The sequence below is a fragment of the Aquabacterium sp. CECT 9606 genome, from assembly GCF_918741295.1.
GTDB lineage: Bacteria > Pseudomonadota > Gammaproteobacteria > Burkholderiales > Burkholderiaceae_C > Aquabacterium.
The window spans coordinates 103,354-116,898 of sequence record NZ_CAKKNB010000002.1 but is presented as its reverse complement, the minus strand read 5'-3'; the positions used below and the strand labels follow the sequence as shown (position 1 = coordinate 116,898).

At 65.4% G+C, this 13,545-nt stretch carries 15 protein-coding genes; 8 read left to right on the top strand and 7 right to left on the bottom strand.

Going from position 1 to position 13,545, the window contains the following annotated elements:
* Positions 1-3: 3 nt before the first annotated feature.
* Entirely contained in the window at positions 4-177 is a 174-nt protein-coding gene (locus LQ232_RS08310) for a hypothetical protein (RefSeq protein ID WP_230179855.1), read from the bottom strand.
* Positions 178-279: 102 nt separating this feature from the next.
* On the opposite strand from LQ232_RS08310, the gene LQ232_RS08305 reads away from it, so the two are divergent.
* Complete coding sequence (locus tag LQ232_RS08305; protein ID WP_230179854.1) at positions 280-1,023, top strand: SGNH/GDSL hydrolase family protein; 744 nt, start codon at positions 280-282, stop codon at positions 1,021-1,023.
* Here LQ232_RS08305 and opgC read toward each other — a convergent pair.
* The 3 genes from opgC to LQ232_RS08290 all read right to left on the bottom strand — a co-directional run bounded on the left by opgC (position 980) and on the right by LQ232_RS08290 (position 4,056).
* The gene (gene opgC, locus LQ232_RS08300) at positions 980-2,233 is read right to left on the bottom strand and encodes an OpgC domain-containing protein (protein WP_371820148.1); all 1,254 of its coding nucleotides are present in this window, start codon (positions 2,231-2,233) and stop codon (positions 980-982) included. The genes LQ232_RS08305 and opgC overlap by 44 nt on opposite strands.
* Before the next feature lie 23 nt (positions 2,234-2,256).
* A complete protein-coding gene (locus LQ232_RS08295; RefSeq protein WP_230179853.1) occupies positions 2,257-2,994 on the bottom strand; it encodes a potassium channel family protein in 738 nt (245 codons plus the stop codon).
* Positions 2,995-3,072: 78 nt separating this feature from the next.
* Positions 3,073-4,056 (bottom strand): SDR family oxidoreductase, encoded by a 984-nt coding sequence (locus LQ232_RS08290; RefSeq protein WP_230179852.1) that lies wholly within the window; start codon positions 4,054-4,056, stop codon positions 3,073-3,075.
* A gap of 154 nt (positions 4,057-4,210) precedes the next feature.
* Here LQ232_RS08290 and LQ232_RS08285 point away from each other — a divergent pair, with 154 nt between their 5' ends.
* Positions 4,211-5,731 carry a phosphatidylserine/phosphatidylglycerophosphate/cardiolipin synthase family protein gene (locus tag LQ232_RS08285; RefSeq protein ID WP_230179851.1) on the top strand — a complete coding sequence of 507 codons (1,521 nt, stop codon included), beginning with the start codon at positions 4,211-4,213 and terminating at the stop codon, positions 5,729-5,731.
* Between the two features lie 2 nt (positions 5,732-5,733).
* Here LQ232_RS08285 and LQ232_RS08280 read toward each other — a convergent pair whose 3' ends face one another.
* Together LQ232_RS08280 and LQ232_RS08275 are read right to left on the bottom strand one after the other, a co-directional pair.
* On the bottom strand, positions 5,734-6,195 hold the full coding sequence (locus tag LQ232_RS08280; protein WP_230179850.1) for a hypothetical protein: 462 nt from the start codon (positions 6,193-6,195) through the stop codon (positions 5,734-5,736).
* Positions 6,196-6,369: 174 nt separating this feature from the next.
* Positions 6,370-6,555, bottom strand: a complete 186-nt coding sequence (locus LQ232_RS08275) for a hypothetical protein (protein WP_230179849.1) — start codon at positions 6,553-6,555, stop codon at positions 6,370-6,372.
* A gap of 166 nt (positions 6,556-6,721) precedes the next feature.
* Here LQ232_RS08275 and LQ232_RS08270 point away from each other — a divergent pair, with 166 nt between their 5' ends.
* The 4 genes from LQ232_RS08270 (at position 6,722) to LQ232_RS08255 (ending at position 10,614) form a co-directional block, all read left to right on the top strand.
* Entirely contained in the window at positions 6,722-8,587 is a 1,866-nt protein-coding gene (locus tag LQ232_RS08270) for a DUF3857 and transglutaminase domain-containing protein (RefSeq protein ID WP_230179848.1), read from the top strand.
* Between the two features lie 65 nt (positions 8,588-8,652).
* Positions 8,653-8,937 (top strand): hypothetical protein, encoded by a 285-nt coding sequence (locus tag LQ232_RS08265; protein WP_230179847.1) that lies wholly within the window; start codon positions 8,653-8,655, stop codon positions 8,935-8,937.
* A gap of 72 nt (positions 8,938-9,009) precedes the next feature.
* Positions 9,010-9,927 (top strand): MBL fold metallo-hydrolase, encoded by a 918-nt coding sequence (locus tag LQ232_RS08260; protein WP_230179846.1) that lies wholly within the window; start codon positions 9,010-9,012, stop codon positions 9,925-9,927.
* A gap of 33 nt (positions 9,928-9,960) precedes the next feature.
* Complete coding sequence (locus LQ232_RS08255) at positions 9,961-10,614, top strand: TetR/AcrR family transcriptional regulator (RefSeq protein ID WP_230179845.1); 654 nt, start codon at positions 9,961-9,963, stop codon at positions 10,612-10,614.
* Positions 10,615-11,304: 690 nt separating this feature from the next.
* Here the strand turns inward: LQ232_RS08255 and LQ232_RS08250 are convergent.
* The gene (locus LQ232_RS08250; RefSeq protein ID WP_230179844.1) at positions 11,305-12,210 is read right to left on the bottom strand and encodes a LysR family transcriptional regulator; all 906 of its coding nucleotides are present in this window, start codon (positions 12,208-12,210) and stop codon (positions 11,305-11,307) included.
* A 71-nt stretch (positions 12,211-12,281) separates the two neighbouring features.
* Here LQ232_RS08250 and LQ232_RS08245 point away from each other — a divergent pair, with 71 nt between their 5' ends.
* Both LQ232_RS08245 and LQ232_RS08240 read left to right on the top strand, forming a co-directional pair.
* A complete protein-coding gene (locus tag LQ232_RS08245; protein WP_230179843.1) occupies positions 12,282-12,896 on the top strand; it encodes an HD domain-containing protein in 615 nt (204 codons plus the stop codon).
* Between the two features lie 2 nt (positions 12,897-12,898).
* Positions 12,899-13,399 (top strand): SET domain-containing protein, encoded by a 501-nt coding sequence (locus LQ232_RS08240; RefSeq protein ID WP_230179842.1) that lies wholly within the window; start codon positions 12,899-12,901, stop codon positions 13,397-13,399.
* The last annotated feature ends 146 nt before the right edge of the window (positions 13,400-13,545 follow it).

Sequence of the window (13,545 nt, the reverse complement as noted above, 5' to 3'; positions counted from 1 at the left end):
GTTTCAGTGTGAGGGATCGCGCGTGCGTGTCTTGGCCACGCCCGTGACGATGCCCAGACCCAGCAGGATCAGGCAGGCGATGCCGATGTAAAGGTGAGGCACGCCCGCCACCACCAGGCCCCAGGCGACGCCGCCAGTGATCAGCAAAAAGCCGACGAGGTAAAGTGCGAATGACATAGTGGTACTCCTTCTTTGAGGGCCACTGTAGCAATGGGCATGGCACTGGGCCCATCAGCCAGCGCCCGCACTTTTTGTAGGCCCGCACCTACAGCCTGCCTTATGTTTGAGCTCAGTTTCCGCACCCGGTCCCGCATGGCGGCTGTTGCCGCAGGGGCCCTGCTCGGCCTGGTCCTGCTGTGGGGGCGCGCGCAGGCACAGGCCGTGGGTACTCAAGCGCCCTCACCCGATGACCACTGGGCCGCCGCATTCCAAGACTTCGAACGGGCGGATGCAGCCAACCCCACCTTGCCGGGCGGCGTGGTATTCGTGGGCAGCTCATCCATCCGCTTGTGGTCGGACATGGCCAAGCAGTTCACCGGTTGGCCCACGGTGATCAACCGGGGTTTTGGTGGGTCCGAGCTGGCCGACTGTGCCCGCCACGTGCAGCGCCTGGTGTCCCTGTACCAACCCCGCCTGGTGTTGGTCTACGCAGGCGACAACGACCTGGCCGCCGGGCGTTTGCCCCACCAGGTGCTGGAGAGTTTTCAGACCTTTGTGGCCGGTGTGCGCGAGCGCCAACCGGGCCTGCCGGTGGTGTTCATCTCGATCAAGCCCAGCCCTTCGCGGGCCAAGTTGATGCCCAGTGTGCGCGAGGCCAATCGGCTGATTCGGGACTACGCGGACCAGGACAAGAACCTGTACTTCGTGGACGTGTTCACACCCATGCTGGGCCCCGATGGCGAGCCGCGTGCCGAGCTGTTCAAGCCCGATGCCCTGCACTTGAACCAGGCGGGATACGCGCTGTGGCAGTCCACCATCGTCAAGAGCCTTCCACCGAATTTGTTGACCCCTGCGGCGCGCTGAGGGCCTGGTCAGCGGCGGGGCGCTCACGCGGCCAGCGAGGTGCCCACCTGGGCCAGGCGTGGGCCACGGCCAGCAACACGGCCAGACTGCATCCAGCGATGGCCAGATCCTGCCACCAGGGCCGATGCGGATCGGCCTCACCAAACACGGCCAGCACCAGCAAGACCACGCCCAGGTGCGCGCAGAACACGGGCAATGAAGCCCGCCCCATGGCTTCAAGGGGACGCAAGCGCCGCATGCGCGCGGTCAGCCAGGGGCCGAAGCGCAGGGTCAGCACCATCAATGCCAGCAGGTTGAGCAGGCGCAGCGGGCCCAGCAGCCATTTGTCGAACAACACATTGACCTCTGGCCAGTTAGGCAAGGGGACCTGCCCGATGGCATGGCGCCAAGCCAGTCCCGTCAAGCCCATGGCCAGGGCCACCAAGACCATCCAGCGTGGAAACGGCGCCCGGGGGGGCAGGGTCTGTGGCGCCACCACCAACTGGGCGCCCATCCACAAACCCAGAATCCAGATGAACTGCCAGGCCAGGGTGTCGAAAGAGCCGGTCTCCTGGAAGGGCACGGGCAGGCCCGTGTGCGCGACCACCCAGTCGTACATCAGGTGCGTGACGCCAAATTGGGCTAGCAGCCAAAGCGCGAGGCTGGTCGCGAGCAAACCCCGCCAGCCATGCCGCATGCCGTGGGACAGCACCCATGGGCTGATCAGCATGAAGAGGATGTACAGCGGCAAGATGTCGAGCAGCGGCGGTTGGTAGACCAGGGCCATCGCGGCCAGCAAGGCCGTGACGGGATGCTGCAGGTAGAAAGACATCAGGTTCTTGACCGCGGGTTGGTCAATGCCCAGGCCCAGCACGGCGATCACGGTGAACAGGAACAGCAAGGCCAGCAATTGGCAGCCATAGATCACGAGTGCCCGTTGCCGAAAGGCGCGCCGCATCACCGGGATGCCATGGCGGCGCCCCTTGCGCGTGTAGACCATGCCCGCCATGAAGGCCGACAGCAGCACGAAGCCCTCGGCGGCCGACACGTAGCCAAAGGGCTGGCCCAGGTGCTCGGCCAGGCGAGTGGGCAGGTGAGTCAGCGTCATCAGCACCAACATGAGCCCGCGCAGCGCGTCGAACTCCCAGCGGCGGGTAGGCCTTGGGGGCGCAGGCGGCGGGGCGGTCGACAAGGCGGCGGGCATGGGCGCCATGATGATGGGCCGCCGCATGCCACGCCGCGTGAGGGGGATTGCTAAGACGGCGTGTTGGCCCCCTGCCGAAGGGTGGCCAGGTCATCGCGCAGGCCTTTGATCTGAAGGTGCAGATCGCGCAGGATCTCACCCTCGATGCGCTTTTCTTCGGATTGCACCCACATCGCGGCGATGGCGGCCGTGATCAGGGACAGCGCGGCAAAGCCCATCAGCACCACGAACACCGCGAAGATCTTGGCCGCGGGCGTGGTGGGCACGATGTCGCCATAACCCACGGTGGCCGCGGTGGTGAAGGCCAGCCAGAGCCCATCTCCGAAGGTGTGCGCTTGCGGCTCCAGCCACCAAAAGCCCAAGCCGCACAGCCCCAATACACCGACAGCCAGGGTCAGCAGGTGGGCCAGACCACCACGCCAGAACCTGGGCCACAGTGATTGGCCCCACCGAAGAATGGTCAGGATTGCCGTGGCCAGGCGCACGCCCAGCACGTCCAGCTGTTCACCCAGGGGCAAGATGGCCGACAGGAGCAAGGCACCTGCCAGCACGCTTGAAAGCTGGTGGGTGGCGAAGTGGCGGGTCCAGGGGCCGCGTTGTTTGGCGTGGCGCATGTCGTGGACGATCGCCATTGTGCAGGCCGCAAAGCCCAGCAGGTACAGCGCCGCGCTGGCCAGGCGGTGCGTGGACAAGGCGGCCATGTAGAAGGCCGGGATGGTGGCCAGCAGGGCCAGCAATTCACCGCGCCGCCAGGGGCTGAGAGACGAAAAGGTGACAAAGGGGCCCATGCCTCAGCTTAAGCAGCCCACACATGGACGGGCTTGATCCGCGTCAAGCGTGGCGCATGGGCCCCAATGCGTTTTTATTCATCCGCCCTGGCGTTTGCGCGACATGGCCCACCACCCCGCGCCCAGCAAGGCCAGGCCTGCAGCCACGGGCAACACCACATCGCGCGCCTGGAGACCGCGGTAGCGGCCATCGATGCTGGCCGGCGCGCTTGATGGTTCGAACAGGTTGCCAGCGGTTTTGCGCACGGGCACGGCTTTGCGCCAGTAAGCCCGGATGCTGCGCGCCATCAGGCTGGACACGAGGTTGGGCGCCAAGCCGTGCCCCCATTTCACGGCCGAAGCCGCGGCCCCCACGGTCACCGAATCGCGAGGCTGCCAGGCCAGGCGCACCATGGCCCGGGCGACGCGCCGGGGATCGGCCAGCGGCCCGGCTGGTTTGATCTCTCGACCGGTGTAGTTGCCAGCGTGCGACAAGCCGGGCGTGTCCAGCATGGCCGGGAACACATCGCACACATGGATGCCCTCGTGCTGGCTCAACTCGCCGCGAAGGGATTGTGAAAAGCCGACCAGACCGAACTTGCTGGCGCTGTAGGCCGCCGAGTAAGGCGCCGGCGCCCACGAGCCGATGGACAGGGTGTTGATCAATACACCGGCCCGGCGCTCCTTGAAATGCGGCAACACCGCATAAGCGCCGTTGATGTAGCCCAGCAGGTTGGTGCGGATGACGCGCTCGTGCGCGGCGATGGGCGTGTCGGTGAAGTCGCCTACGGCGCCCACGCCCGCATTGTTGACCCACACATCAATGCCACCAAAGCGCTCGATGGCTTGCGCCGCCAGCGTCTTCATCGCCTGCGGGTCGCCCACATCGGTCAGGACCACGTCGGCCTCCACGCCAAGGGCTCGGCATTGGCGGGCCACATCGTCCAGGGCATCTTGCCGGCGTGCCGCGAGGACGACATGTGCCCCGGCTTCGGCAAAGGCCAGTGCGGCTGCGCGGCCCACGCCGCTGGAGGCGCCAGTGATGACCACGGTTTTCTGGCTCAAAGGGTGTGCATGCTTCATGGAATCTCCTTTTTTCTGGGCGCGGGGGTTTCCAGACTGGTCAGCAATCGGCGCGCCTGCACCATTTCAGCGCACGGTTGGGGTCCGTTCTGCTACGCTGACCATTGCACATGACTCAGCGGTAAACCGAATGATTTCACTCACTGGCCGATGGATGCGACACCTGTTGTGCTCGCTGAGCGTGGCCACCTTGACCACAGGCTGTGCGACCCTGCCCGAGCCCGTGCCCCGCGCCGACACCCACGCCCTGGCCGACTACAACACCACCGACCTGGGCCGCTTGACGACCACCAGCGCCCCCGGCCCCGACGTGTCGGGACTGCGCCTTCTGGCATCGGGCGATGACGCCCTGGGCTCCCTGGCCGCCCTGGCCGACAACGCCCGCCACACGCTGGACCTGCAGTACTACCTGATCCACAGCGATGGCTCGTCGCGCGCCTTGATGCAGAGGGTGCGTGCGGCCGCCGACCGGGGTGTGCATGTTCGGCTGCTGCTGGACGACCTGAACACGGCCGGGCAGGACAAGGGCCTGCTGCGCCTGACGGCCCACCCCAACATCGAGGTGCGCCTGTTCAACCCCTTCCCGGCGGGGCGGATCGGCACCATCAGCCGCTTGCTGGCGTCCATCACGGACATGAGCCGCATCAACCACCGGATGCACAACAAGATGTTCGTGGCCGACAACGCCCTGGCCATCACGGGTGGACGCAATCTGGGCGACGCCTACTTTGTGCAAAGCCCCGACAGCAACTTCCTGGACATCGACATCATCGTGGCGGGGCCGGCGGTGCGGGCCTTGTCCACCACGTTCGACCGGTTCTGGAATGACCCGATGGCCTACCCGGTGACCGCGGTGGTGGACCCGTCCATCTTGAGCGCCGCCGCTTCGTCGGCCGATGGGGCCAGCAAGCCCACCATCGTGCCGGCGGTGATCCCCGACACCGAATTCGCGCGCGACTTGAAGCAGGGCCGATTGAAACTGGTGTGGGCGCGTGCCACGGTGTTGGCCGACAAGCCTTCGAAGATCCAGAGCGAGGGCCAGCCCACCAAGGCTGAAGCCATCGCAGATGACGTTGACCGCATCATCCGCTCGGCCCGCCAGGAGTTGATCGTGATCTCGCCTTACTTCGTGCCCGGCGTGCGGGGCGTGGCGCTGTTCAAGGAGCTGCGGGACCGGGGTGTGAAAGTGCGCGTGCTGACCAACTCACTGGCCACCACCGATGCCCCTGCGGTGCACATTGGTTATGCCCGCTACCGGCCCCAGTTGCTGGCCATGGGCGTGGAGTTGCACGAGCTGCGGCCCTTGCTGAATGCCAAGCAGGCCAAGCTGGGTTCGTTCGGGTCCTCGCATGCGTCGCTGCATGCCAAGGTCGTGGTCGTGGACCGGGAGAGCGCCTTGGTCGGGTCCATGAACCTGGACCCGCGCTCAGCCCGGCTCAACTCGGAAATGGGCGTGTTGATGCGCAGCCCGGAGATCGCGCAACAACTGGCGCGCTTGTTCGAGGAGGTGAGCAAGGACAGCTACCACCTGTCTTTGAGCGAGGGGCAGCGGGTGCAATGGAACACCACGCCGCCCAACCCAGGCTTGCTGCGTCAAAGCGAACCCGAGGCCAGTGCGTGGCTCAAGTTCGGGCTCAAGCTGCTTTCGCCCTTTGCGCCCGAAGAGATGCTTTGACCTCAGTCGCGGCCGTGCTTGCCGTGGCCGTTCCCGTGACCATGGCCATTCCCATGACCGCGGTCATCGCGGTCGTTGTGGTCATGCCGATCGGGGCCATTGCGCCAGCCGGGGCGGCCATTGCCGGGGTGCTCATGCTGCCAGCGGTTGCGCACCCATTGTTCTTGCACGAAGTAGACGGGTTGGCCGCAAGCCTGGTAACGGCCGCAATAACGACGCCAGTTTTGCTGGTGAGCCGGGGGCACATACAGGTAGATGGGGCGGCGTTCATAGACCACGGCGGGCGGCGCGATGATCACGGGCTGTGGGTACACCAGCTGAGGCGGACCGTAGCCGTCGTTGCCAATGTCGATCCGGCCATACACACCAGGTTGGTTGATGCCGATGGACACCCCCACATTGGTTTCGGCCATCACGGGGGTCATGGCACACGCGGCCAGCGCCAGAGCAATCAGTTTTTTCATGTGGGTCTCCTACAGTCGTTCATGTTGTCTCAACGCGGCCGGGCGCCGTGCCGAGGACAGGGTCATCCCCTGATGCCAGCATCTTCACAGATTTTGACCATGGGGGCCAAGTAACAAGCGCACACAAAAAAAGCCGGAGTTCAATCCGGCTTTTTCCAGGTCATGCAATGCCGATCACTTGGACGCGGCAGCCGAAGCGGCGTGCGCGGGCACCTCGTGCTTGTGGGCCTTGCCGTCGTGCTTCTTGACAGCGGCGCCGCTGGCCGCCACGGCGGGTGCCGAGGCCTTGGCAGCGGGTTGTGCAAAAGAGGTGGCAGCGAAGGCGGTCAGCACGGCGGCGATGGCGAGGGTCTTGTTCATGGTCAGTCCTTGATGGGTTGAAGATGCAGGTTCAACGCGCCCTGCGCATGCCGCGTTGACGTGAAGAAAGGTAAACACTTGTCTCGGGCCCCGCACTGATCCCTAGCCCATGCGCCGGGCCAGTCGGTTAGATTGCGGGCTTGCACGGGCTCCAACGGAACACACTTTGAAATCCAATCATTTGCAAGCCATGGTTTTGGTGGGCACGCTGGCCATGTCCAGCGGCCTGTGGGCTGCCGAGGCCGCGTCGGCGCCAAGCCCCACCTCGCGCGTGACGCACTACGCCGTCAGCTACACCGTCAACCCCGATGGCACCTACCTGGAAGACCGGGCCTGGTCCATGGCCGCATCGACGCCTGAGCTGGTGGCCGGTGCCAGCCGGACTTCGGTCTCTTACGACCGCCAGTTGCAGAAGGTGAAGGTGATCGAGGCCTACACGCGCAAGGCCGATGGCCGGCGTCTGAAGGTGCCCAAGTCGGGCTTCAAGGACGCCCCCGATGCCACCTCGGGCCAGCAGGACCTTGGCATCGAATTCCCCAATGTCGAGGTGGGCGATACCGCGGTGCTGGCCTACCGCGTGACCACCCGCAAGCCTTGGTTGGCGGGGCATTTCTCGATCAACGAGAGCTTTCCCAAAACCGATTCTTACGGTGACGTGAGGATCAAGGTCGACGTGCCCGTCAGCATGTGGTCACAAGACCAGGCGCGTGATTTCCGCGAAGTGCGGCGCAGCGAGAAAGCCGGCCGCAAGGTGGTCGAATGGGCTTGGCGCAACGAGCAGCCGCTCAAGAGTGCACCGCCCAGGTTGTCGGGCCACGAGCAAGAGGACGAGGCCGGCGTGCTGTTCTCCACCTTCCGCAGCCAGGGCGATCTGGCCAAGGCCTATGGCGGGCCAGCCCAGGCGAAGGCCATCGTGACGCCCAAGGTGCGGCAACTGGCCGACCAGATCACACAGGACAGCCAGGCCAAGGCACCGGCCGAGGTGGCCAAGGCCTTGTACGAGTGGGTGACGCTGAACATCGCCACCACCGCGCCTTGCCTGCGCCTGGGCTCGATGGTGCCCCGAGATGTGGACGTGGTGCTCACCCAGCGCACTGGCGATTGCAAAGACCACGCCACCGTGCTGCAAGCCTTGTTGAAGGCCAAGGGCATCGCCAGCACCCAGGCCTTGATCAACGCGGGCACGGCCTATGCCTTGCCCAAGGTGCCCGTGGTGTCGGCCGTCAACCAGGTGATCAACCACATCCCCAGCCTGAACCTGTTCCTGGACACCACCTCCGACAGCGTGCCCTTTGGCATGCTGCCCTTTGGCGATGAAGGCAAGCCCGTGCTGCTGGTCGACGGCCACCAGGATGGGCTGAAGACGCCCGTGTCCCCGGTGGGCTTCAACCAGCAGATCATGAAGACCGAGGTGATCGTGCAGCCCGATGGTTCGGCCTCTGGCACGGTGGACGTGGCCTTGCGCGGCCTGTTCGCGGTCAACGCCCGGATGCGCCTGCGCCAGTTGACGCAGGTGCAGGCAGCCAACATGGTCAAGACCTTCTTTGAATCGGGCGGCCAGAAAGGCAGCGGCAGCATGGTCAAGGACAACGCCCGTGCCTTGCGCGACACTTATGGCTACCGAACGCAGTTCAAGGTGGACCAATGGGTGAAGCTGCCGGGCCCAGGCAGCTTTGCCATCACGCCCATGTTCTACAGCGAAAGCCCGGTGGCGGACTACGTGGCGGCAGCCAGCCAGCCCGTGACCGAAGGGGCCGAAACCTCCTGTTCCAGTGGCCATTCGATCGAGGAATACCGCTACCAGTTGCCGGCCAACATGACCATCGAGCAGGTGCCCAAGGACGTCAAGCTGGACAGCGACAAATTGTCGTACAGCGCCACCTACCAGTTCAAGGACCAGGTGCTGACCGTGAAACGCGTGTTTGACGACCGCACGGTGGGCAACGTCTGCACGGCGGCCCATGCTCAGGTTTACAAAGACTTTGCGGCCCAAGCTGTGCCGGATTCCACGACCAAGGTGGTTTTCAAGTAGGCGGGGCTCAACCTGAAGGGCCTGTGAGCCGTTATCCGAAGTGAAATCACTCACGGAGAAAGCTCATGGGTCAAAAGACCACCGCTCAAACCCTGCGCGCCCAATTGATGGCGCCCGAACCCATCCAGCGCGTGCATGCCCTGCATGCCCTGGAGCTGGAGCTGGTCGAGGCCCCGCACGCGGTGGCCGAAGAACTCGAAGCCTTCGCCGCGCGTGGCATCCCCTACTACGCGCCTGAAGAGCCCGCCTACCGTGAATGGGTGGGCAAGGCCGTGTCGTACTGGGAGCAGCTGCACGCGCCCAAGTCGGTGCCGCGCATGACCAGCGTGCGCGCCCGCCGCGCCGCCTGAATCCCGCTTGACCACGGCAGGCCTGGCCCTGCCGTAAGATCGCCCCACTGCACGGTGGCAGGGTTGGGGTGAATGGGTATGCAATTGCCGGAGGGCATCCAGGTGCTGGAGCGGGGTTGGCTGTCGTCCAACCACATCGTGTTCCTTGACCCCGAGTTGCCCACCGTGGTGGACACCGGCTATGGCAGTGAGCGCGCCAAGACCCTGGTGCTGATCCAGGCCGCGCTGGGCGGCCAGCCGCTGCGGCGCATCATCAACACGCACCTGCATTCCGACCATGCGGGCGGCAATGCGGTGTTGAAAGCGCATTACCCTGATTGCCAGATCGTCATCCCGCCCGGCCTGCAAGATGCCGTGACTGTGTGGGACGAAGCCCGCCTGAGCTACACCGCCACCGGCCAGCACTGCGAGCGCTTCATGCACGACGCGGTGCTCACCGTGCCCGGCACCCTCAGGCTGGGCGCGAATGAGTGGCAGGTGCTGCCCGCCGCCGGGCATGACCACGACATGGTGATGCTGTGGTGCGATGCCTTGGGCATCCTCATCTCGGCCGATGCCCTGTGGGAGAAGGGCTTTGGCATCATCTTTTCGGAGCTGGTGGGCGAGCCCGGCTTTGGCCGCCAGCAGGCCACCCTGGCGCTGATCGAGCAACTGGCGCCCAAGCTGGTCATCCCCGGCCATGGCGCGCCTTTCACCGATGTGCAGGCCGCGCTGGCCACCGCCAACTCGCGCATCGAATGGCTGATGGACGACCCCAAGCGCAACGCCGACAACGCCATCAAGGCCTTGCTGGCCTTCAAGCTGATGGCCCACCAGCGCCTGAGCCTGGCCGACATCGCCCAGCTGATCCGGCAAAGCCAGATCTTCAACACGGTGGTGCACGACCATTACCCGCACGATGCGGCAGAGCTTAGCGAGCGGTTCGCCCATCAGTTGGTGAAGGTGGGTGCCGCAACCCGCGATGGCGACGATCTGGTGCTAAAAAGCTGAACAAGCCCATCAACAAAAACGGAGGCCGCATTCGTGACCCAGAGCGTCAAGGAGCTGCGCAAGCAACGTGAGGCGGAGCAGCGCCGCAAGAGCATCATCAAGGTCGTGCGCAAGCTGATCAAAAAAGGCGGATTGGGCGAAATCTCGCTGCGCAAGGTGGCCGAGCTGGCGGGCTATTCCACCACCGTGGTCTATTCCTTGTTCGAGGACAAGGCCATGCTGATCTCGCAGGCCATGGGCGAAGACCTGCAAGAGCTGACCAATGCCATGCGCCGCGCTGGCAAGGCGCACAGCAAGCCGCTGGACCGCATCCGCGCCATGGGCCGCGCTTATGTGGACTTTGGCCTGAAGCACCCGGATGAATACGCCTTCGTGTTCATGCAGAAGCGCCCGCACGCGCCCAACGAGGTGGCGCGTGTTCAGCATGGCGATCCGGCCGAAGACCCGTATGCTTTTTCACGCACCCTGTTCGTGCAATGGGCCGCCACGGGCGAGGTGTCCAACGTTGACACCGACATCGACCTGATGACCCAGATTTACTGGGAAGGCATCCATGGCTTCACGGCGCGTCAGCTGGTGATGGGGCCGGATGATCCCTGGTTTCCCGAGGTGCCCAACGAGCGGCATCTCACGGCCATCATTGAGGTGCTATTGACGGGGCTGGTGCGGCACTTTGCTGTGAGGTAGGGGTGGGTTGCTTTGTCTTGGCAGCGCGGGGCGGGGATGAGTCGGAGGCGGACGGGGCTCCTATGGTGGCGGTCCACCGCGTAGCGGCGGACTGCGCTCGGTGCTCGGCCACGGCGGGCGGCTGCGGAACTCGCTGGCCTGCGGCCAGCTCAAACAGTCCTCGCCGACCCCTCGCTGCGCGAGGGGCAACCCGCCGCGGCCTGCGCGCCTCGCCGCCCCCGAAGTCGCCCCGCCCGCCTCCGACTCATCCGTGATCGCCCCGCTGGTGGCGGGCCACGGTTGGGGGCGGTGGCGTGGCGATCAGTGTGGCGTTGGCAGCCGTCGTGCGGTTGGTGCTCGTTGACGCGGCGGTTGGTCAGCCACCGATTGCAGCCGTGCCATGCCACCAGCGGGGCGAAAAAAGGGCTGGGCGGGCATCCGGTGGGGGCGCCTTGTTGGTGCTGAGAAGCGGAATGCCGAGGTGGGCACGCGCAGCGTGCATCAACATCTGACCGGCCGTGGTTGTTTGAACGAAGCGGATGCAATCCGCGCAGTGAGTTCCACGGCCCCACCTCGGCATGAGCATCGCAAGGCAGTCCCGCTGAAAGCGGGACCACCAACATGAAGCCCTGACGGATGCCCACCCAGCCCTCGCCCCGCGCTGCAAAGATAAAACAACCTACGCGGGCACCGCAGCCGCAGCCCGCAACCTCAAGCGCCAATCACCGCACTGGCATCCAGCAGGATCTCCCGAGCCCGCTGCGCAATCGGCGACAGGTAGCCGCGCCGCCGCAAGATGCCGATACGCCGGTGCACCCCCGGCAGATCGAGCGGCACCACCACCACGTTGCGCGGCAAGGCCGATGGCGAGCCAAAGCGGGCGTTGAACAGGCTGACCATCTGCGTGCGCGACACCACCGTGTACAGCGACTCCAGTGAATTCACCTCCACCGGGATGTTCAAACGCGGCAGGCCATGCCGGGCCGCCGCCTGCTCCAGGCTGCGCCGCGCCACCTCCTGCTTGCCCGAGCCCACCCACTGGCAGCCGATCAGGTCGTCCATGCACAGGCGCTCGCGCTGGGCCAGGGGGTGGCGGTCGTTCATGATGGCACTGAAGGGATCGTCGTACAGCTCATCCACCTCCACACCCGCGGGCAAGTCGTCCGGCAAGGGGCACACCGCCAGGCCCAGCTCCTTGCGATCGATGGCGCCCAGCAGCACGTGATTGAAGGCGGTCGTCACTTTCACGTGGGCAGCGGGCCGCTCGGTGGTCAGCGTGGGGAACAGCGCGCTCAGCACAAAGTGCGACACCGCCGGGGTGATGCCCAGTCGCAGCAGACCGGCGTGGCCCCCGCCCAGGTCGCGTGCCTCCATCACCGCGTCGTCCATGGCATTGGACAAGGTGCGCACCCGGCCATAAAAAGCCCGGCCCGCCTCGGTCAGCTCCGAGCCGCGTGGCGTGCGGTTGAACAACACCACGCCCAGGTGCTTCTCCAGGCGCTTGATGGATTTGCTCAGCGCGGGCTGGGTCAGCCCCAAGCTTTGCGCAGCCCGCACCAGGCTGCCCTCGGTGGCCGCGGCGATGAAATAGTGGATGTCCGGATCCAGGGTAGCCATGACCAATGGTAATGGACAAAGGCAATCACGGTTATTTGCTTTCATGGCCCAAGCCGCCCAAACTGACGTGCATGAGCAGTCACCAGCCGCAGAACCACGCCACCTTCAGCCACATGCGAGATGGCACGCCCGAAGACTGGGCCGCCATCGCCCGAGAGTTCGTGCCCTACGCCCGCCAGTTGCCCGACCGGGTGCTGGATCACCTGAACCTGCTGAAAGGCGATTGCGGCGGCTTCCCCATCGACCGGCTCAGCCATTGCCTGCAAACCGCCACCCTGGCCCACCAGGATGGGCGCGACGAGGAGTACGTGGTCTGCGCCCTGCTGCACGACATCGGCGATACCCTGGGCAGCTACAACCACGCCGACATCGCGGCGGCCATCCTCAAGCCCTTCGTCAGTGAAGAAAACCACTGGATGGTGGCCCAGCACGGCATCTTCCAGGGCTATTACTTTTTCCACCACCTGGGCATGGACCGTGACCTGCGCGATCGCTTCAAGGCGCAGGCGGCCTTGTACGACCACACGGCCGAATTCTGCGAGCGTTACGACGCCGCCGCTTTCGACCCCCAGCGCGAGACCCTGCCGCTGGAATTCTTCGAGCCCATGGTGCGCCGTGTGCTGGCCGTGCCCAAACAAAGCCTGTACGCCAAGATCGTGGTCAGGGAGTCGGTGCCAGAATCCTGACCATGCCCACCCTTCGACCTTTGCCCGCCGCGCCCGATCCTTCACTGGACCGGGCTGTCGTGGTGCCTGCCAAAGGCCAGGTCGCCAATCCCCAGAAGTTTGCCGTCGAAGTCAAACCCAGTGCCATCGACGGCCTGGGGGCCTTTGCCCTGCAGGCCGTGGCCGCCGGGCGCAAGATCGGCGAGATCCGGGGCGAGTCCGTCAGCACGGCCGAGGCCTTCAAACGCGCCAAGGCGGCCGACAAAAGCACGGGCCGCGTCTTCATGATCGCGGTGTCGAACGCGAGGGCGGTGGATGCCACCCATTCGGCCGATCCGCTGCGCTTTGCCAACCATTCCTGCGCGCCCAACATGGTCCTCAAGGTGCAGCAGGGCCGGGTGGCCTTCTACGCGCTGCGCGACATCACCGTGGGCGAAGAACTCACCGTGGCCTATGGCCCCACTCACCACGCCGGGCGCCTGGCCTGCCGCTGCGGCGCACCAGGTTGCGCGGGCAGTCTGTAGAAAACCCTGATACGCCGACCCTGGCCTCCCCCTGAAGCGAGGGGGGCTTGCCAGGCATAACGGCGCCTTGTCGGCCCTGGATCGGCCCCCAACGCACCCCACGCGGCAGCGACTTCACGAATACTGTGTTCGTCAGGAGTCCTCCC